Consider the following 21,060-nt stretch of genomic DNA (forward strand, 5'->3'; position numbering starts at 1 on the left):
ACTTACGTTATTTGTTATTGTGATCATTCTCATTTGAGCTGCTGCCGAACTTGCTCGGCATACTACTTCCGTTTAAGAGAGCAAGCGGTATGCCAGACTGTTTATTACTGAACTCGCAAGACCTTAATACATTTTAACTAACTGATTTTAAAGAACTAAACTTCTGCACTGCGTCGCCCCTGGCTTGCTATATTCAGTTTCAGCACCTAACAACAGTGTTTGATTACAAACACATATATAGGCGCGCCATTTATTTAGTGCATAATAATAAACACCCAAACACGACAGATTAAGAAAGGTTATTCATGGCGCAACGCGGTCGTACTATTAATTCAAACCCTCTAGGAGATGATGAGTCCTTAATGACGCATATCCGTTTTTTGCCCAAAGACGGCCGCATTCTCCTAGGAGAGAATCGCATGCTCCTGATACACGCTTCGGGGTTTGGTGTACTTCGTAGGGAGTTAATAGAGACCATTGGCTCGGCAAATGCGCGGGGCTTGTTAACCCGTATGGGTTATCACAATGGCGCCAATGATGGTCAGTTAGTGCATAAGCTTCAGATTGCCGGCCATGACGATGTCGACTTTGTACGAATGGGACCTCAACTACATATGCTTGAAGGCACAGGGGTGGTAAAAGAAGTGCACACTGATATGGATGTTGAGTCCGGGCATTTTCGAGGGGAATATTTGTGGGAGGGCTCCTCAGAAGCAGAATCGCATATCAAGACCTACGGAATCGGAAGTGATCCCGTGTGCTGGATGCAGATAGGCTACGCCTCAGGATTTGTAAGTAGCTATATGGGGCGACCAATATTGTTTCGCGAAGTTGAGTGCATTGGTCAAGGTGCGGACTGCTGCCGAATTATAGGTAAGCCAGCCGAGGAATGGGGTGAAGACGAACCGGATTTACAATATTTCCACGCGCGGCAAGTGGAAGATGGCCTATCATTTGAGGTAAGCAAAACTAAACGTCAAAGCCTACCGCATACTAGTGATGTGCACTCTCCTTTGGGTATTGAGGGTGTGGTAGGTGCATCGGCGGGTTTTAATGCCGCCTGTCACAAACTGCGGCAAGTTGCGAAAACACAGGCCACTGTTCTTTTTTTAGGAGAAAGTGGTGCGGGTAAAGAAGTCTTTGCGCGAAGCTTGCACTCCATCAGCCAGCGGACTAGCAAGCCGTTTGTCGCTGTAAACTGCGCTGCGATTCCTGATAATTTAGTTGAGGCCGAATTGTTTGGCGTTGAGAGGGGCGCGTTTACGGGCGCTAACAGCACTCGCCCCGGGCGGTTTGAGCGCGCAGAAGGTGGGACGCTGTTTCTCGATGAAATTGGCATCCTCAATATGACAGCACAGGGGAAATTATTGCGCGCCCTGCAGGAACGGGAAATAGAACGGGTAGGCGGCGGGAAGGTTATAAAAACGGACGTACGTGTTGCTGCGGCGACAAATCTCGACCTGCGTGAAGAGGTGCGCCAAGGGCGGTTTCGTGAAGACTTGTTCTATCGCCTAAATGTTTTTCCTATTACGGTGCCTGCACTGCGAGACCGATTGGAAGATATACCAGTTTTTATGCGCTATTTTTTACGAAAATACTGTGAGATGCACGGCTGCTTTGTCGAGGGTTTTACGAGTAGAGCGGTCACGGCGATGCTGAGTTATAAATGGCCTGGCAATATTCGTGAGCTAGAAAATCTTATTGAAAGAGGCGTGATTATGGCATCAAAGGACCGCGTTATTGATGTGCATCATATGTTTACCGGCGGGGAGTTCCTTGAATTGGAAGAGCTTACCGTTTCACCGGACGGCGCGCTTATTCCCGCTCAAAAGAATTTGTCTAGTAGCTTAGAGGGCCTTGGCTTGGCCTGCCAGCAACTCGCCGGCGGTGAGGCACCTAGCGGCGCAGGCTTTTCATTAGAATCGCTGGAGCGGCAATTGATTGATGGTGCGCTTAAAGCAACGGATGGAAATAAGTCGGCGGCAGCACGCATGCTAGGACTCAGCCGCTCACAGCTCTATTATCGCCTAGGACAAGGGGAACGCTAAGCGTTCCACCCCACAGAATACTATCGGTCGAGCTTGGTATGCTGAGACAATTTGTATTGCAATTGACCGCGCCCCATCTTTAAAAATTTTGCGGTCGCCGATACATTTCCATCGTGGGATTCAAGTGCCTGCTCTATGATATTGTGTTCAATTTGCGCAAGAGAAATGTCGTCCTGTTTTAGCAATTCCCTAATAATCTTCATGTTGGCGGGATTTCCAGCTCTATCCTTTGGGGGTGTAAACGGCGCTAACTTCCCGGTATGAGAAATCCCCATACCTTGAAAGCTTATTTTTTCTCCCCCGGAGAATAGGTGATGAAGATCGATAGCCTCATCTGGATCAACTAAGATACTCGCCCGCTCTACGAGATTTTCTAGCTCCCTAACATTACCAGGCCATTCGTAGTGCCAAAGCGCGTCCAGCGCTCGTCTTGTTACCCCCGGAATAGCTTTCTTTGCCTTTTTGGCATAACGCTCTACAAAGACGCTAAATAGCAACGGAATATCGTCACGGCGCTCCCGTAACGAGGGAATCTCAATCGGATACACATTTAATCGGTAAAATAAGTCGGCTCTAAAGTGACCATCCTCCACCGCTTTTCTAAGGTCATTGTTGGCCGCGGCGATAATGCGAACGTCAATCTGCCTAACTTGAGTATCACCGACTCGCTCTACTTCGTTCTCCTGCAGTACGCGAAGTAACTTGCCCTGGGCGGAAAGTGGCAGACTTCCTATTTCATCTAAAAACAGCGTGCCACCGTTTGCTCTCTCGAAGCGGCCGGGTCGCGAAGTAGTTGCGCCAGTGAATGCTCCCCTTTCAACACCAAACAGCTCTGCTTCTACGAGGTCGTTAGGAATCGCCGCACAGTTAACCGAAATCCACGGCTTATCTGCGCGCTCACTTATGGCGTGAAGCGTCCGAGCGAAACGCTCCTTACCTACACCGCTCTCCCCAAGCAGAATGACACTAGTGGTAGTTGGTGCGACGCGTTTTAATAAATAAATAGCGGTATTAAAGCCAGCTGATGCGCCTACAAGCTCTGCCAACGCTGAGTCATTGCCGGATAATGCATTGCTACTAGGAAGCTGGAATCGGTGCTTGGGTAAATCAACAAAATCTTCAATTTTTAAAAATCCACCTATATTTTCAGCCTCCTCCCAGTCTTTCAGTGGTTTACCGATGACACGGCAAGCAGCGTGACCCATTGCGGTACATTCAACTTCCTGCCAGAGCACCGGCCTCCCAAACATGGCGGTTGAGTAACCGCTGGCAAAACCTTCCATCATCCAGCATGTAGGCGAGCGGCTTATGCCAAACTGATTTATATGTGCTTCAGCCTCCCACGAGTTGTTCCAATAGTAGTCACCATTGAATATGCCTTTTTCAACATCAATCTGCATTTTTTCAATAGGTTTATTTAATACAAAGCCCTCTAGCTCGGCCAAATGCATCCCTAGCGCAGCGGCTAGGTCTAAGTCATTTCCGGCAATTTCTCGAACTTTCTCAAAATAATGTAAGCCGCGCTTATAGCCGAGTCGGGTCAGCATAGCCTTGGCCTGCGCCTGACCGAGGCGCTCGAGCAATTCACTTCTTAACTCGCTTAATGCTAAGCCTTGCATCAATAGCATTCTTTGATCGAAAAGCCGGATTTGCCCGGTATTCGGCGAGAATAAAATGTGCTGATTAATTAGCGTTTCAAGCCGCTGCTGGAGGTTTGCCATTTGTTCTCATTATGTATTTTGTGACTGGTTTCAGGAAATACAATACCCTCTCTCTGCATGAAATCAATCAATAAATTATCTATAGAAAATTTAGCACCAAAACAATCTTATTAAAAACAATGAGTTAACCGCACTTTCAAGTATGGCCTACCGCTTGCTATAGAAGGCCTATATGTACCGGAAGCTCAATACCATCAGGTACATCTAAAATAATTAACATGCTAGCTCGCTAAATTTGAGTCTAGCGTCGTAAAAATAATAATCTCAAGTTGGAGAGACGAATGAACGAAAATAATAGCCCGTATTTACTGAACGCATGGTATGTCGCTGCGTTATCCAAAGAGCTTGATGGTCAGGCACTTTTTAAGCGGACCTTACTCGATACCCCAGTTGTCTTTTATCGAAAAGCCGACAATTGCCCTGTTGCACTGCTAGATCGATGCCCGCATCGCTTTGCGCCGCTTAGCATGGGTCATAGAGATGGCGACGATATTGTCTGCCCATATCACGGTCTAAAATTTGACTGCTCGGGTAAGTGCAACCATAACCCTCATGGGCCAGGAACGATTTCGCCGAGAGCCATTGTTCGCAGCTTTCCATTACTAGAGCGCTATGGATTTATTTGGATTTGGATGGGCAGTGGACCTGCAGACGAAAGCACCTTACCCGACTATAGCGAGTTAGTGTCGGGACATCGGAACAGCGTTGGTTATACATACATGCCGAGGCCCTGCCACTACGAATTGATAAGTGACAACGTTATGGATTTAAGTCATGTAGACCACTTGCATGGTGAGATTATTACGACAAGAGGAAACCTATCGCCCATGATGCCCAATGTTGTCGAGTCGCAGGGCGAGGTCGCAGTACGCTGGGAATGGGAGCAAACTCCGCCAATCATGATTTTTAACGATTTCTTGCCAACGCCAGGTGAAGTCGCTCGTCATTTTGTCGAGGTGACGTGGAGCGCTCCGGCTCATTTATTATTGGTGATTGGCGCGACTCAGGACGAGAGCGTAGACGAGCTAAACTATGAAAATACTACCGCACAATACGACTTTCATACCAGCACACCCGAGTCCAAGGATCGCACCCATTATTTCTTTGCAACGCGCCGCAATCACAATGAAGAGGACGCTGAATTCAACGAAGTGAAGTTACAGGGAATGCATGACGCTTTTGATTTTGAAGACGGCCCCATGCTAGATGCTGTGCACTTACAAATGGGAACAGATGATTTTTTCAGCCTTAATCCGATATTCATAAGTAGCGACGCCGGGCCGGTACGGGTAAGAAAAATGCTTAAGAAAATGATTGAGAGTGAGAGAGAGGGCGCCGAGACAGCATAAGAGCGTTGAACGAAGATATCAGCATAATAAGGTCAAATAATAACGGTGAATACATATGTTTCTTAAAAACGCATGGTATTGCGGCGGTTGGCAAACTGATCTTAGCTTGGCTAAAGACGCATTGCTTACTCGCAAAATTGCGGACGAATTTATCGTCTTTTATCGAAAAGCGGATGGCAATGTGGTCGCGTTAGAGGATCGCTGTTGTCATCGACAGGCACCGCTCTCATTAGGCCGAAAAGAAGGTGATAACCTCCGATGTATGTATCATGGCTGGAAGTTCGATTCCACTGGGCTCTGTGTTGAAATCCCTGGTCAGCAGGAGGTTCGCAACAAGGCTTGCGTTAGAAGCTTTCCAGTCGTTGTTAAAAATGACTGGATCTGGGTGTGGATGGGAGACCCAGCTATAGCCGACGAAAGTTTAATTTGTGATTCTGTTGGACCAAGCCATCCCGAATGGGATTTGCGAACAAAGCAGGTGCGCGTTAACACAAATTACCGTTTGGAAATTGCCAATCTCACTGATCTATCTCATGTGGCGTGGGTGCATGCAAACTCATTTGGCGGAACGACAGCCTATGTGGATATACGACCAAAACACACCCTAGGTGAGCGAGGACTGCATACCGAATTTTGGCTGCGTAATGTACCGGCCCCAGAATTCGCCCGACATCTCTTCCCACCGGAGGCACGATTTGACTTTCATTTCGACGTGAATGTCACCGTGCCGTGTAATTTTATTCTAAGCTTCAAAGTATTTACGTCGAGCTCTGCATCGGAAGGCGCTTCAGAGGGGGAGCTAATTCTTAACACCTTCTCTAGCCAAGCAGTGACTCCACGAGATGAAGATGAAGTGGACTATTACTACTCGTGGGGCGCAACAAAGCATTCAACCGTGCCGGGCTTGGTTGAACTTCTTATCGAGGCGAATGAAGTCGCGTTTTTAGAAGATAAAAGAATGCTAGAGGGACAGTATGAGCGCATTAAGCATAAATCTGACGTTAATCCCCAGCACTACGCGCACGATTTGGGTCCGGTTAAGATGCTCCGCTTGCTAGATACCTTGTTAGCCAAAGAGCAAGACGACGAGCAGAAAAACTGCCAAGAGTAATTTAATTTTGGTTATTTTTTAGGTGGTCTCGGTATTTTCTGACGGTTTCTAGAAATTCTTGCAACAGCGGAGACGTGTCGTTTTCACGATAAATTATGTCTAGGTCAAAGGCCGATATATCCGCAATTTCAAGTGGTATGTATTCAACATTGGGTAGCCGGAGATTACAGGCGGATTCTGTCACTACGGTAATACCCATGCCACTGGAGACCAGTGCTATTGCTGTGGTGACGTCATCAACTTCGTGAATAAGTTTAGCTTGAATATGACTCTTTTGAAAAAGGTGCTGTAAGTGATCAATGAACGACGGTCTAGCCGTTCTTGGGTATAGCACCATAGTTTCTTGATCAATGTCTTTTAATTTTACAGAGACTCGGCCAGAAAGTTTATGCTGACCATAGATGGCGATATTCATATTTTCACTGTGTACTTTTTCGCATTTTAGGCCATGCTCACCGCCAAAAAAGCGATTAAATCCGACGGTTAATCGGCGTTCCCGCAACGCTTTTAGCTGAGCGTTACGCTCCATATTGTGCAACACCACCTCAACGTTTGGGTGGGTGCTACGAAATTCACGGATAATGGATGGAATTACACCGTAAATAGCTGATCCGAATATGCCGACTTCCAGTTTACCAAGCTGGCCTTTATCGGATTCTTGCGTTCTATGCACGGCTTGCTCGAGCAGTGAAAGAATATTTCTTGCCTCGGTTAGTAACGTCTCCCCTGCTTGGGTTAGGGTTATTCCTCTAGGTAGACGCTCAAACAAGGTAACTTGAAGAATGTCCTCTAGCTGCTGTATTTGCCGAGTTAACGGCGGTTGTGAGATATGCAGCTGCGATGCGGCGGCACTGAAACTGCCCGCTTCCGCGATGGATACAAAGTACCGGAGATGTCGAAGTTCCATTTTTGAGAGTGACAAGTTGTTGACCTTTAGCCTAGTGAATTTGGCGACCTTGCTTTATGTATACCCTATGAGCATAGCTGAACCTTGTCAAAGGTATTTTACGTATAGCACCGCGGACGATAATGTAACGTGGAACTACGGAGCCAAGTGTATTGCCATTGAGCAACCGCTAGGCGAAGAGACAAATAATAAAATTAAAAATTAGAGGTCATTGAAATGCGTTACCCCTTTAAATTGAGTCTACTTACAGTAGCAATCGCAAATTCTTTCGTGGCGCCATTGGCGTCTGCTCAAGACCAAAGCAGCAATGATTTTCGATTAGAGGAAGTAGTGGTCACGGCCCAGCGTAGATCCGAAAATCGTCAAGATGTTCCTATTGCCATTTCTGCGATATCGGGTGATTCGCTACAAGAAAAAGGGCTTTCCGACGTTTCAAGTATTGGTAGCATTACACCCAATGCAACGATAAAAAACACCGCCTCATTTGGCGGCTCTAGCTCAATTTTGGTTTCGTACATCAGAGGGATTGGCCAAAATGATTTTGCCTTTAATCTAGAGCCTGGCGTAGGAATCTATGTAGACGGTGTGTATTTAGCTAGAAACATTGGCGCGAACGTCGATCTTTTAGATATACAAAATATTGAGGTTTTAAAAGGGCCGCAGGGCACTCTATTTGGGAGAAACTCAATTGGTGGGGCGCTGAATATTGTAACTCGTGACCCCGGAAACGAATTTAAATCGAAAGTCGAATTTACGACAGGTTCTTATAGCCGTGCGGATTTTCGTGCCATGTTCGATATTCCTCTTGTAGATAATGAACTGGCATTAGGCATTGCTCTATCTAAGAAAGATCGAGATGGCTGGCAAAAACGTGTTGCTTACAATGGCGACACTGCAAATAACCCCATTTACTTAATGGCAACCGGTGGCGCATTTGGTGGCCCGGTGAATACCAACTCTCCTGAGTCTACTAGCTTTCCGCTAACGGATGGTCAAAGCGCCTCGCGCTCAGGTGATCAAGATGCCATTACGTTACGATCAAAACTGGTATGGACGCCAAATGACCGATTTGCTGCACGGTTAATTGCTGACTATCAAAAAGTCGATCAACAGGCAGCGCCGTTTTCATTGCTTAGGGTTGATCAGAATGCCTATGTCGCTGTTTACAATACCTGCATCACTGGAGATCCTGCAGTCTATGCCGGCGTTGGCGCTTTAACAGGGTTCGGCACCGGAATAGCCAATATTTGTAATGCTAGTCGCGGCAACCCTGCATCGCCAACGGGTGAAATCGCTTCATTGGGGTCCGAAGCCGGGCAGCACCTACCTTACGATAATCGCTATGTAATTCGTGATAGTAGCGGCCGTATCGATCCTGATCGCAGTTATGCTAAGGGATCTAATTTCGATAAGTTAGATGTTTGGGGTATAAACCTAAACTGGGACTACTCCTTGACTGACGATGTAGTCTTGAAATCGATTACAGGATACCGTGAGCTAGATTCATCCTTTGGTGTTGACATAGGTGGGGCGCCCTTCCTCGCACTTAGCCCCACTTTTTCAGATGATGAGCAGCAGTTTAGTCAAGAGATTCAGCTGTCAGGCTTGGCGTGGGACGCTCGCTGGAATTACTTAGTGGGCGCATATTATTTTCATGAGGAGGGGCTGCATACCGATGGCGTTCCCTTTGTGAGCGGCCTCCTACAAGTTTGGTCGCCAGATAATGAATATGACACCAAGGCCTATGCTATTTTTGCGCACAATAATATTCAATTAACCGATGATTTCGGTGTGACGTTCGGCATTCGATATACAGAGGAAGATAAATCTTTTACTGGTGCCCAGCGCGACGAAAATGCATTCGCGGCGAAGTTATTTGGCTTACCCGCGTCATCTTATCCGGGGGGCGATATATATCAACTCTACCCCTTGGATAACAATGAATTGGACTTTGATGATATCTCCTATCGCATTGGCGCCGAATACCGATTTTCTGACGACGTGATGGGGTATACCTCGTTCGCTACCGGATACAAAGGTGGCGGCTGGACAACCCGATTACTTACGCCCGCTCTAGATGCGCCCACTTTTGAGCCAGAAGAAGCGGAAACGTTTGAAGTTGGGATGAAATCTGAATTGCTTGGCGGCCGTGTTCGCTTAAACGGCGCGGTCTTCTACACTCAGTACGATGACATTCAACTTACATTCCAAGATGGGCCCTCCCCTGTCACCGCTAACGGAGGTGATGGAATTATAAAAGGATTTGAAATAGAACTTGAGTCACTTATCACCGCAAATTGGAGTGTTGACGCGAGTCTCGGATATTTAAAAGCAGAGTACGACACGGTTAGATCTGGCGTCTTGCTCAATGGTGATGAAGATTTTGTTAACACGCCTGAACGCACTGCCCACATTGGTAGTTCATATCAGATCTATACTGACGTTGGCACCTTCGCGCCACGATTAGATGTGATGTATCAAAGCGAAGTTTATAACGACGAGGCAAACACAGAAGATTTAGCAACACCGGGCTACAGCATGATAAATGCGTCGCTACTTTATTCTCTTCCCAATCAAGACTGGCAAATCCAGATGGGTGTGACAAATGTGGCGGATAAGCGAGTCATCGCATCGGGATATACCAATGCCGAAGCAATATATGCCGCAACATATAATCGCCCGAGAGAATGGTTTGTTACATTTAGAGCAGCCTTTTAATTGTTTCCCCCCAGTGTAGGGATTGCCCGATGGAGTCGTTCCATTGGGCCTTTTTAACCGCTACTTATTTGGAATCAATTAGTAAATAGGGATATTCGGTGCGCTATCGATGTCCGTTTTGATGAAATTACTATATTAATTTTTACGAAAATGCAGTTAGTAAAATTTAATAACGGAAAAGTTTAGGCCTCATTTTGCATGATCGAAGTGAGTATTGGGACAACAGTAAGAGTGGTTACAATGAAAGAGTTCAAACATTTTATTAATGGCGAGTTTTGCATTAGCGAAAATTATTTCGACAAACTTTGCCCCACAGACAGTAACGTTATCGGACGAGTCTATGAAGGCCTGGAACAAGAAGTAGACCACGCTGTTAACGCTGCTGAAGCTGCCCTAGCCGGGCCATGGGGAAAAATGAGCTTAGATTCTCGTGTCGCGTTGCTAAATAGCATTGCGGACGAAATTACTCGACGATTTGATGATTTTGTTACGGCAGAAATGGCAGACACAGGCCAACCGCGGTCGACGATGGAGCACGCTTTTATTCCCCGAGCGGCTGCAAATTTCCGTATCTTTGCCGATGTAGTTAAGAATGTTCCTAGCGAATCATTTATGACTGACACCCCTGATGGCGCGGGAGCATTGAATTACGCGATACGCAAACCGAAAGGCGTTATTGGTGTTGTTTGCCCCTGGAATGCGCCCTTATTACTCATGACATGGAAAGTCGCACCAGCCTTAGCATGCGGTAATACCGTGGTGGTTAAACCCTCTGAGGAAACACCAGCAACTGCAGCCCTACTTGGTGAAGTTATGCAAACTGTCGGACTGCCCGCAGGCGTTTATAACGTCGTTCATGGCGGTGGCGAAAACTCAGCAGGTGCCTTTCTTACCGCTCATCAAAAAGTCGATGCAATTACGTTTACTGGCGAAACCGGAACAGGCACCGCAATCATGAAGGCAGCGGCGAATGGCATGCGAGACGTGTCATTTGAACTAGGCGGAAAAAACGCGGGACTGGTTTTTGCCGACTGTGATTTTGATAAGGCGGTAGATAGCTTTGTGCGATCGGCATTTCTTAATTGTGGCCAAGTATGTTTGGGCACCGAGAGAATTTATGTAGAACGCCCCCTATTTGAAAAATTTGTTGCGGCCTTGGCAATCCGTGCAGAGCAATTAAAAGCTGGTGATCCGGAAGATCCTACCACCACGCTAGGTCCTTTAATAAGTCAAGGTCACCGAGAAAAGGTATTGTCGTATTACAAAAAGGCAATTGCCGAAGGTGCAAATTTAGTTACCGGCGGTGGCGTACCGGAAATGCCAGAAGCTTTGGCTAATGGTGCATGGGTACAGCCAACGATCTGGACTGGACTTCCTGAAACTGCATCAGTGGTACAAGAAGAAATATTCGGTCCATGCTGCCACATAGCACCGTTCGACACCGAGGCAGAGGCTGTTGCTTTAGCAAATGCGTCCGACTACGGCTTATCCACCACAATTTGGACTAGCGATTTGTCATGTGCACATAGGGTCGCAGCGCAGATTGAAGTAGGCATAACGTGGGTAAATAGTTGGTTTCTGCGTGACCTCAGGACGCCGTTTGGTGGCTCAAAGCAATCTGGCATTGGCCGCGAAGGTGGCGTGCATTCCTTAGAGTTTTACACCGAAACTCGTAATATTTGCATTAAATTATAGAAGAAGATTATGAATTCGGAAAAGATAATTAAGTATGGCGCAGAGTTATACAGCGCATTTTCTTCACAACAAACAGTCTTACCACTCACTGAGCGCGAGCCAAGTATAACGATTGAAAATGCTTACGCCATTCAGCAGGAGATGATTCGTCTTCGTCTTGCAAATGGCGAGCGCATTATCGGCAAAAAAATCGGCGTAACGAGTAGAGCTATGCAAGATTTAATCAAGGTGAATCAGCCCGATTTTGGCCAACTAACCTCCGCGATGCTGATGGATGAAGGGCAGCCAGTGTCACTATCTGGTTTGATACAGCCTAAAGCAGAAGCCGAAGTTGCGTTTGTATTAAAGGAAGATCTTGCCGGCCCAGGGATCACTGCGATTGACGTTATTCGAGCCACGGACTATGTAGTGCCATGTTTTGAAATCGTCGATTCACGCATTAAAGATTGGAAAATCTCGATCCAAGATACCATCGCAGACAACGCGTCTTGCGGAATTTTCGTTCTAGGTAAAACCAGAGCCAAACTCACTGATCTAGATTTGAATCTTGCTGGAATGTTGTTAGAACGCAATGGCAAGCTAGAGCAATACGCTTGCGGCGCTGCTGTTCAAGGTGGTCCGGTAAACGCCGTTGTTTGGCTTGCGAATACCTTGGGTAAGCTCGGCCTACCATTTAAAAAGGGTGAGATTATCCTGTCGGGCTCCCAGTCAAGCCTCGTTCCAGCGATTCCCGGTGAGACCTTGCGTTGCACAGTCGGTGGTTTGGGTAGCTGTGAAATACAATTCGAGGACTAAGTGATGATGAATATAGAAACGATTAATGCGCTGACCTCACGGGTTCTAATGGCTCAAGACAGCGCCACTACCATTACCAAGCTAACCGACGAATTTCCCAGTATGACCATGGCTGACAGCTACGATATTCAAGATGAGCTTTGTCGACGCTGGGTGGCACGCGGTGACCGTATAACCGGAATGAAAGCTGGTTTAACCTCTAGGGCAAAAATGCTGCAAATGGGTGTTGATGAGCCGAGTTTTGGCTTCTTAACGAGTGCAATGGCATGCCCAGAGAGCGGCAAAATTCAAATTGACGAACTCGTCCATCCACGAGTTGAGGCAGAAATTGGATTTGTGCTCAAGCGCGAGATAGGCGGTGATCACTTGAGCATTGACGACGTGATGGCTGCGACAGATTTCGTTATTCCTGCAGTAGAAATCATTGACTCCCGTTATGAAAAATTCAAGTTCGATTTAATCAGCGTTATCGCCGATAACGGGTCGTCGTCACGTTACGTTACCGGCGGACGGCCTATGGATCCTCGCAATCTGGATCTCTGCAGCATTGGCGTAGTGATAGAGTGCAATGGTGATATTGAGGAACTTGGCGCCAGTGCAGCGGTTCTCGATCATCCTGCAAATTCCATCATTATGTTAGCCGCGCATCTTCATAGCCGAGGTGCTCGCCTGCCCGCAGGACAGCTAATTTTAACTGGCGGCATTACCGCGGCCGTCGCAGTGCAGAAAGGCGATGTAATCAATGCGCGCTTCCAGAATATGGGCAGCGTGTCATTCCGCTTCGTTTAAAAATTAAGTTGCGAGGGTAGTCTGAACTAGCACTATCCGCAGTTGGTTAACATTACCGCGTTGAAATAGTTTAGTGAAATCACAAAATTTAATGCAATAACCAACATACTTCATGGGTTGGTAACTCGGCGAAATATTATCGGTAAAACCAATACCGAACAGGAGAAAATCTATGCCAATAATTCAGTTTAATCTTATTGAGGGTCGACCCGAAAGTCTGAAGCGAGAGCTAGCCAGACGGGTCTGCGAAACTGTTAGCGAAGTGCTAGACGTTTCTCCCACCACAGTGCGAATTTTAATTCATGAAATGGGCTTAAATGATTTCTCTGTTGCGGGTATGACCGTAGCAGAGAGATTGGAAAATTCCACGCCTGGAGTTCCATATGAAAAAAATTAAATGTGCATTGATAGGTTCGGGTAATATCGGCACTGACCTGATCTATAAAATTCAACGTAGTGAGTATTTAGAGCCAACATGGATGGTCGGGATCGATCCTGACTCTGAAGGCCTTCGTCGCGCAGCGGAAATGGGGCTAAAAGTAACCGCCGATGGCGTTGACGGGTTATTGCCCCACGTAAAGGAAGACGACATACAAATTGCGTTTGATGCAACGTCTGCCTATGTACACGCGGAAAATAGTCGCAAATTAAACGCCTTAGGTGTGTTGATGATAGACCTTACGCCTGCGGCAATTGGCCCACTCTGCGTTCCGCCGGTCAATCTTAAAGCGCTCGCTGGCGCCACAATGAATGTCAATATGATTTCCTGCGCCGGACAGGCAACTATTCCGATTGTTAACGCCGTTGTGAATGTTCAAAGCGTTGATTACGCGGAAATCGTTGCGAGTTTAGCGTCGCTTTCTATTGGGCCTGGCACCCGCGCAAATCTAGATGAATTTACCCACACCACATCTAATGCAATTTGCAAGGTGGGTGGTGCAAGACGCGGTAAAGCGCTCGCCATTATCAACCCAGCCGACCCACCGATGATTATGCGCAACACCATCTACTGCGTCACAGACGACGCGCCCGACCAAGAAAAGATAAAAGCCTCCGTGCTTGCGATGATCTCCGAGGTACAGAAATACGTGCCTGGCTATAAATTAGTAAATGGTCCGGTCTTCGACGGCAATAAGGTTTCGGTGTTCATGGAGGTAGCCGGTTTGGGTGACTACCTGCCTACCTACGCCGGTAATCTCGACATTATGACGGCTGCAGGCTGCCGTACCGCAGAGATGTTTGCCAAAGAAATTTTAGAAGGACGAATGGAGTTGAAATCCATGGAGGCAGTTGTATGAGTATCATTAGCAGAGAGGGCCGAAGTGTATTGATTCACGATATGTGTCTTCGGGATGGCATGCACGCGAAACGCGAGCAGATCTCAGTTGAACAAATGGCGACGGTTGCAAAAGCCTTAGATGATGCGGGTGTTGCATTGCTTCAGGTTTCCCATGGCGGTGGTCTTGGTGGTAATTCATTGCAACATGGCTTTGCCCTGCACAGCAACGAGGAATACTGGGACGCGGTGGGCGACGTCATCACGCAGGCCACGATGTCAACACTATTGATTCCTGGACTGGGCACAATGGACGAATTGCGTACCGCATATTCTCACGGCGTGCGCAGCGTTCATGTTGCGACTCATTGCACAGAAGCCAATACATCACCGCAGCATATTGCCTGTGCTCGGGAACTAGGTATGGATACCACCGGCTTTCTTATGATGGCGCATTTGAACTCACCGCAAGGATTAGCTGAGCAAGGTAAGCTCATGGAGTCCTACGGAGCCCAAACAGTTTATATCACAGATTCGGCGGGATACATGCTACCTGAAGATGTGGTATCACGGGTTACTGCGCTTAAAGACGTGCTAGATGACGATACAGAGATTGGATTCCACGGCCATAATAATATGGGCATGTCGATCGCAAACTCAATCGCGGCGATTCAGGCTGGCGCTACCCGTATCGATGGCTCGGTCGGCGGGCTTGGTGCGGGCGCGGGCAATACACCGATTGAGTCATTTGTCGCAGTTTGTGAGCGCATGGGGCTGGCTACTGGCTGCGATCTGTTCAAGCTGATGGATATGGCCGAAGATATTATTTTCCCAATGATGGAACACATTGTTCGGGTAGATCGATCCTCACTAACGATGGGGTATGCCGGCGTGTACTCGACGTTCCTACTTCATGCCAATCGAATTGGTAAAAAATATGGTATTCCCTCCCGTGACATTTTAGTGGAGTTAGGCCGTAAAAAAATGATTGGTGGTCAAGAGGATATGATCGAGGACACCGCGCTCACCATGCTCAAAGATCGTGGGCTAAATGTGGCGGTTTAAGTAACGTTAAATTTTTATAATTAAAAATAGCGGAGAAATAAAATGTCTGTACGTGGAGTTTTAAGATTAGGCGAAATGCAGATCAGAGTCTTAGATATGGCGGCTGCTAAACAACATTATGGCACCCGAATGGGGCTACATGAAATGATGACCGATGACGACGGATTAGTGTACTACAAGGCTTGGGCTGAGCAGGATCATCACAGTATTGTTTTACGTGAGTCTGACTCTTCAGGCTTAGATCACTTAGCATTCAAAGTGTATAACGACGCAACATTAGATGAGCTCGAAAAGGGAATTATCGATTTTGGGATTGCGGTGGAAAAAATCGAAGCTGGCATTTATCCAAAGAGCGGCCGCCGACTGAAATTTACCCTGCCCACTGGCCATGAAATGCATTTATATGCTGAGAAAGTCCAGGTTGGGAACTCAATGGGAACGCTAAATCCTGGTGTTCTTCCTGATGAAGGCATAGTTCGTGGCTTTCGGATTAACGGCTTGGACCATTGTTTCATTGTGGGGCCTAATGCAAAACAGAATCTAAAACTGTTTACCGAGGTTTTTGATTTTAACTTTACCGAAAGGGTTTGCGACCCAGACGGAAATGAACTCCTTATGTTTGTTAGCTGCTCTTCTCGTGCGCATGATATCGCTTTTGGCGAAAATCCAGAACCCGGCCTATTGCATCACGCCTCATTTCGTTTAGAAAACACTCAAGACCATGTTCATGCTGCGGACCTAATTGGAAAATACAGTATTCCAGTGGAAATGAATGATCGCCACGGTGTGACCCAAGTAAAAACCGTTTACTACTTTGACCCGTCGGGCAACCGCAATGAAGTTTTTGTTGATGGATATCTTTACTACCCTGACAGCCCGCTATTGACATGGACTATAGACAATCTCGCGCACGCGGCCTTTTCTCAGTCACTTCGGGTGCCCGAGAGTTTTCTAGGCACGTATACCTAATTGTTTACAAATCGGAGTCGGCCTTCGTGGCGCAAATGAAAAATTGCGATTTCATTATACGAATTCATGATTCGGAAAAAAAATTCGCTACCCGAAGCGGCACTAGTGTCCTATCAGCGTTAATGCCGACCCATGGCGATGACATTACAGCGGGTTGTTATAGCGGTGGCTGTGGCGTCTGCAAGATTCAGGTGCTAAGTGGGCGCTATGCTACCGGCGTGATGAGTAAAGTTCACGTCACCGACGCGGAAAAAAAAGATGGGTACTGTCTAGCCTGTAAGACAATGCCAGAAAGTGACCTAATTATTCGTCCCTTACGAAAAGTACCACCCAAGATAGGTCACAGATTCGGCTACTTGGCTAGATAGGTTTAATCACTGACACATTACTAACCATCATGGAAAAATTATGAGTAAACGGGAAATTGCTGTTGTAGTTGGTGCAACAGGAGATATGGGTAAACATATCGTACGCGGCCTTGTGCAGGCTGGTCTTAAGGTAATTGCAGTCGCCCGGAGCGAGGGCGCCGTAAGCGCGCTGGTGAATGAAAGTGAATTTATTGTTCCTTGTATATGCGATATCGCCTCGGATGAATCTATAGCAGCAATATCATCAACTATCGATAACGATGTGAGAATGGTAGTTCACGGGCCGGGGGTCGCGACGGCAGGTGGGGTGATGGTGGCGCCGACCGATTCAATAAGTGATGCTGTCAATATTAAAGTAGCTGGACTCATGCGCTTAGTACGTAGTGTAGATCCTTACTTGGTGAAGGAGTCGCGAATTGTAGCCATCGGTGGTCATTACGGCTTTGAACCCACCGCATACGCCGCAACCGCAGGTGTTGCAAATGCAGCGCTGGCCAATCTGATTCGTCAGTATTCTTGGGCCTATGGCAGTCGTGGCATCACTGCTCATTTGGTTGCACCCGGCCCGGCCGACACCGAGCGCTTGATGCGTGTAGCAAGTGCGCGAGCAGAGCGTGAAGGTATTAGCCAAGATCAGGTTATGGCGAATATGAAGTCAGAATCTGCGATCAATAGTTTCACGAAATTAGAGGAAGTGGCGTGGGCTGTGAAAATGCTACTCGCACCTGAAGCCAACTCGATGGCCGGTAGTACTTTATTTTTAGACGCCGGTCGCAGACGTGGCTTGCCTTGAAATAACGAAAACTAGATGAGGTTCAAAAGATGCCAGTCGTTCATTTTCATATATCTGACGAATACACTAAAACACAGTGTGAAGAGCTTTCCTCTAAAGCGAGCTTACTTTACAGCGACATTTTGAGCTCGCCGATAGAGCGAGTTAGAGTATTTATTAATCAGTACCCCGCGCATGGCATGTCCGTCGCAGGAAATCCTAGGAGCCTAGGAGGACAATCCGCAAGCTATTTTGATTTCATTGTCCTTGAAGGGCGCCCCTTAGATCAATGCCACGCATTGCTCGATGGGTTTACATCTCTTGTTGCTGACATTTTGGGTGAAGAGAAGTCGCTTGTAAGGGGTTCATGCCGACCAGTCCCTCCTCAGTATTGGGGTATTGGTGGAACGGCAGCAAGTGCAGTGAGAACGTCGGAAATAAATGACAGGAAGTTAACCGCTAATAAAGTGTGAAAATCAAAAATTTCATATTTATGAAAGAGACTTACGATTATGCACACGCTTATTAAAATGTCACTATATCACCCTGAAGAATATAGTCACCAAGGTAGTAGAATCGTGGCGATTAATTGCCTAACACTGCTGATATTACAGAAAATATTTTCCTAAAATCTCTTGTTATTTCATTGCGTCATTAACATGACGCCCAATCTTGGGGTCGATGGATAGGCTTGACAGAAATGAGTTTATTGATGTGGATGGCAGATTATAGTGTCGCTATCAAGATATAATAAGACCGAATATGTTAACGACATTTTGGTATATTGACTTACTGTAGTTGAACGCAAATGGTTATGCTGTGATCAATTTTTTAACTCTGAATTTCAATAAACGATATCTAGGGAGGATTATTCACGATTTTTTCTTCATAAACTAAAACGTTTAGTGCACTTGGTATACTAATAATGAATGACGTTAATTACTTTACTACACGGAATATTATTCCATCTAATCGCTTAGACGCGTGGAATAATTTGGTGGGCGAGCGGTTAGGAAACTGTGTTATTGATGCTCGGAAAGAATTTGTTGCCTCATTTACATCACGAAGTTTCGGCACATCTTCTCTATCTATCGTCGAGGGCGATGCAGCAACGTTGAGCACATCTATTACAGCGAACTCTAAAAGCACGAATAAATTTCGGTTTCTACTAGTACATACCAAGAAATGTCGAGCAAAGTATACATTCTACAGAAACTCAAATATTGTTGATGATGATAGCTTTGTATTGGTGGATCTTACAAAGCCATTTTCTTGCGACATACCAACCGACAATAAATATATATCTATGATTTGTATTCGTGAGGAGGATATGTTCACTTGTAGTTCGCTGCTAGAGCAAGCCGTGGGCAGAAAAATAAACCTCCAAGTGGGTAGCGGTAATGTTTTAAAGTGTTTAGTAGAACGCATTTGGCATGGGGATGATATTTCCCCCGAAAGAGGCGGACGATTATTATTGGATATGGTCGATTTGGCGCTGTATGATGCGGTCAAATCTTCGAAGGAAGATATTAACAATCGAACGCGCTTCTCCTTTGACGTTATCAGTTATATAAAAAACAATCTAAATGATCCCTATTTATCTACTTCAAGCATTGCCAATCATTGCGGTGTTAGTCAACGTTGCATACAACTAGTTTTCTCTGACATGCGCACAACACCGACACAATTTATTCGAACGTTAAGACTAAATGCAATTGCCTCTACGTTAGCCATCTCCAATCAATCAATTTCGGATATTATCTATGGAATTGGATATAGCGACTACAGTCAATTTTGTCGCTCATTTAAGGAGAAGTTTGGTGTTTCTGCGTCTCAATATAGAAGACAACTTAGACGTTGATCTTGTTCAATAATTAACCGCGAGCGAACAATGGCTTCGCTAACCACAGTGAAAGCAGACATCAAATTATAGGACGTTAACTGTCTGGACTATTTTCTCTAACATTCGCTAATAGCCATATTGAGTTCGCATATTACCAAGACTACGGTACGATATTTTAGTTTAATCCCCTGAGTAATTAGAACTATAAAGAAAGGGGACTATCAATGTCACGAGGTATAAAGCGTCGTACTTTTCTGGAATTTGCTGCGGCGGCTACCGGAGCATTTTATTTCAAAAACTCCTTTGCATCAGCTAAGGATTCTCGTCCTAATATTATTTATATTTTGGCGGATGATATGGGGTTTGCCGACCTAGGGTGTTACGGATCAAAAAGCATCCAAACTCCGAATATTGATAAATTGTCGAAGGAAGGTCTAAAGCTATCGCAAGCCTACGCCAATTCCAGCGTTTGCTCCCCAAGCCGACTAGCTTTAATCACAGGGCGATATCCTGGACGGCTTGCTGCCGGTTTAGATGAGCCCATCGCGCTGAATCATATCGGGCTGAGCCCGTCTCATCCAACACTACCCTCTCTTCTCAACAACGCGGGATATCGTACGACCTTAGTTGGAAAATGGCATTTAGGCGAATTACCCGAATATAGCCCACTGAAATCAGGCTATGAACATTTTTACGGAATACATGCTGGTGGTACCGACTACTTTAATCACCGACTCACATTACTTGGTAAGGAACTTGGTCAGCTATATCGTAATGATAAGCCATCGCAAGAAATCGGCTACTTGACAACGCTTTTGGAGCAGTACGCATCAAATGAGCTTGACGAGGCGGTGCAAGACTCTCGTCCGTTTTTGATGAGCTTGCATTTTACTGCTCCGCATTGGCCTTGGGAGGGACCAGAAGATCACGCTATAGCTAAAACCATTAGTAATCCGCAGCATTTTGACGGCGGCAATTTAAAGACCTACGCTGCTATGGTTGAAAGTATGGATCAATCTATAGGTAGGCTTCTAGAAAAACTAAAACAACTCAATCTATCAGATAATACTATCGTCATTTTTTCAAGCGATAACGGTGGCGAACGGTTTTCCGATACCTGGCCTTTAATCGGAATGAAAGGCGAGCTACTTGAAGGTGGTATTCGCGTTCCCCTCTTAGTCAGATGGCCAAGTCAAATTGCAGCTCACTCTGAATCCGATCAAGTTATCAGCCTAATGGATTTGATGCCCACTCTCCTCCACGCTGCGTCTGTATCTCCGGATAGTAACTATCCTAGTGATGGTGAAAATTTGCTCAATGTGATTTTGGGGAAAGAACCTATTAAGCCTAGGACGCTATTCTGGAGGCACAATGCCAACAATCAACTTGCGATGCGCGATGGAGACTGGAAGTACCTAACTATCGGTGGCAACGAATTCCTTTTCAACTTGGGGGAAGATGAAAGGGAAAGAGCAAACCTGAGCAAACGGTTTCCAGCGCGATTTCAGAACATGAAGAAGCAAGCAGAGCACTGGGCTAATTCCATGCTCCCCTATACAAAAAAAAATTACAGTCAATCAATTGACGGATCCAATTACGCTGATCACTACTAAATATTTTAGTAAATATGTAGA

Annotated in this window: 18 protein-coding genes; 16 read left to right on the forward strand and 2 right to left on the reverse strand. The window is 46.2% G+C overall.

The annotated features are described in order from the left end of the window. Window positions 1–362: 362 nt before the first annotated feature. Entirely contained in the window at window positions 363–2,048 is a 1,686-nt protein-coding gene (locus tag O9X78_RS10465) for a sigma-54-dependent Fis family transcriptional regulator (protein WP_269619648.1), read from the forward strand. Between the two features lie 20 nt (window positions 2,049–2,068). Here O9X78_RS10465 and O9X78_RS10470 read toward each other — a convergent pair whose 3' ends face one another. Then, window positions 2,069–3,769, reverse strand: coding sequence for a sigma 54-interacting transcriptional regulator (locus O9X78_RS10470; protein WP_269619626.1), 1,701 nt, complete (start codon window positions 3,767–3,769; stop codon window positions 2,069–2,071). A gap of 281 nt (window positions 3,770–4,050) precedes the next feature. On the opposite strand from O9X78_RS10470, the gene O9X78_RS10475 reads away from it, so the two are divergent. Beyond that, window positions 4,051–5,118, forward strand: coding sequence for a Rieske 2Fe-2S domain-containing protein (locus O9X78_RS10475; RefSeq protein ID WP_269619627.1), 1,068 nt, complete (start codon window positions 4,051–4,053; stop codon window positions 5,116–5,118). 55 nt (window positions 5,119–5,173) lie between these two features. Next, complete coding sequence (locus tag O9X78_RS10480; protein WP_269619628.1) at window positions 5,174–6,229, forward strand: Rieske 2Fe-2S domain-containing protein; 1,056 nt, start codon at window positions 5,174–5,176, stop codon at window positions 6,227–6,229. A gap of 1 nt (window position 6,230) precedes the next feature. On the opposite strand, the gene O9X78_RS10485 is transcribed toward O9X78_RS10480, so the two are convergent. Beyond that, window positions 6,231–7,151, reverse strand: coding sequence for a LysR family transcriptional regulator (locus O9X78_RS10485; protein ID WP_269619629.1), 921 nt, complete (start codon window positions 7,149–7,151; stop codon window positions 6,231–6,233). Between the two features lie 201 nt (window positions 7,152–7,352). Here O9X78_RS10485 and O9X78_RS10490 point away from each other — a divergent pair, with 201 nt between their 5' ends. The 13 genes from O9X78_RS10490 to O9X78_RS10545 all read left to right on the forward strand — a co-directional run bounded on the left by O9X78_RS10490 (window position 7,353) and on the right by O9X78_RS10545 (window position 21,039). Next, window positions 7,353–9,854, forward strand: a complete 2,502-nt coding sequence (locus tag O9X78_RS10490) for a TonB-dependent receptor (RefSeq protein ID WP_269619630.1) — start codon at window positions 7,353–7,355, stop codon at window positions 9,852–9,854. A 240-nt stretch (window positions 9,855–10,094) separates the two neighbouring features. Beyond that, window positions 10,095–11,549, forward strand: a complete 1,455-nt coding sequence (locus O9X78_RS10495) for a 2-hydroxymuconic semialdehyde dehydrogenase (protein ID WP_269619631.1) — start codon at window positions 10,095–10,097, stop codon at window positions 11,547–11,549. 9 nt (window positions 11,550–11,558) lie between these two features. Further along, window positions 11,559–12,344, forward strand: coding sequence for a fumarylacetoacetate hydrolase family protein (locus O9X78_RS10500; protein WP_269619632.1), 786 nt, complete (start codon window positions 11,559–11,561; stop codon window positions 12,342–12,344). A 3-nt stretch (window positions 12,345–12,347) separates the two neighbouring features. Then, window positions 12,348–13,133: a 2-oxo-3-hexenedioate decarboxylase gene (gene dmpH, locus O9X78_RS10505; protein WP_269619633.1), complete on the forward strand. Its 786-nt coding sequence runs from the start codon at window positions 12,348–12,350 to the stop codon at window positions 13,131–13,133. A gap of 151 nt (window positions 13,134–13,284) precedes the next feature. After that, entirely contained in the window at window positions 13,285–13,530 is a 246-nt protein-coding gene (locus O9X78_RS10510; RefSeq protein WP_435056056.1) for a tautomerase family protein, read from the forward strand. Then, window positions 13,517–14,431: an acetaldehyde dehydrogenase (acetylating) gene (locus O9X78_RS10515; protein ID WP_269619635.1), complete on the forward strand. Its 915-nt coding sequence runs from the start codon at window positions 13,517–13,519 to the stop codon at window positions 14,429–14,431. Before O9X78_RS10510 ends, O9X78_RS10515 begins: the two co-directional genes overlap by 14 nt. After that, window positions 14,428–15,474, forward strand: a complete 1,047-nt coding sequence (gene dmpG / locus O9X78_RS10520) for a 4-hydroxy-2-oxovalerate aldolase (RefSeq protein ID WP_435056055.1) — start codon at window positions 14,428–14,430, stop codon at window positions 15,472–15,474. Before O9X78_RS10515 ends, dmpG begins: the two co-directional genes overlap by 4 nt. 42 nt (window positions 15,475–15,516) lie before the next feature. Further along, window positions 15,517–16,443, forward strand: coding sequence for a catechol 2,3-dioxygenase (locus O9X78_RS10525; RefSeq protein WP_269619636.1), 927 nt, complete (start codon window positions 15,517–15,519; stop codon window positions 16,441–16,443). Between the two features lie 35 nt (window positions 16,444–16,478). Beyond that, on the forward strand, window positions 16,479–16,811 hold the full coding sequence (locus tag O9X78_RS20925) for a 2Fe-2S iron-sulfur cluster-binding protein (protein WP_350339234.1): 333 nt from the start codon (window positions 16,479–16,481) through the stop codon (window positions 16,809–16,811). A 40-nt stretch (window positions 16,812–16,851) separates the two neighbouring features. After that, window positions 16,852–17,604 (forward strand): SDR family oxidoreductase, encoded by a 753-nt coding sequence (locus O9X78_RS10530; protein ID WP_269619637.1) that lies wholly within the window; start codon window positions 16,852–16,854, stop codon window positions 17,602–17,604. Between the two features lie 29 nt (window positions 17,605–17,633). Beyond that, window positions 17,634–18,056 (forward strand): tautomerase family protein, encoded by a 423-nt coding sequence (locus O9X78_RS10535; RefSeq protein ID WP_269619638.1) that lies wholly within the window; start codon window positions 17,634–17,636, stop codon window positions 18,054–18,056. Window positions 18,057–18,508: 452 nt separating this feature from the next. Next, window positions 18,509–19,444, forward strand: coding sequence for a helix-turn-helix domain-containing protein (locus tag O9X78_RS10540; RefSeq protein ID WP_269619639.1), 936 nt, complete (start codon window positions 18,509–18,511; stop codon window positions 19,442–19,444). Between the two features lie 206 nt (window positions 19,445–19,650). After that, the gene (locus O9X78_RS10545) at window positions 19,651–21,039 is read left to right on the forward strand and encodes a sulfatase family protein (RefSeq protein ID WP_269619640.1); all 1,389 of its coding nucleotides are present in this window, start codon (window positions 19,651–19,653) and stop codon (window positions 21,037–21,039) included. Window positions 21,040–21,060 lie beyond the last annotated feature (21 nt).

Source organism: Zhongshania aquatica, assembly GCF_027257955.1.
In the GTDB taxonomy this organism is placed as follows: domain Bacteria; phylum Pseudomonadota; class Gammaproteobacteria; order Pseudomonadales; family Spongiibacteraceae; genus Spongiibacter; species Spongiibacter aquatica.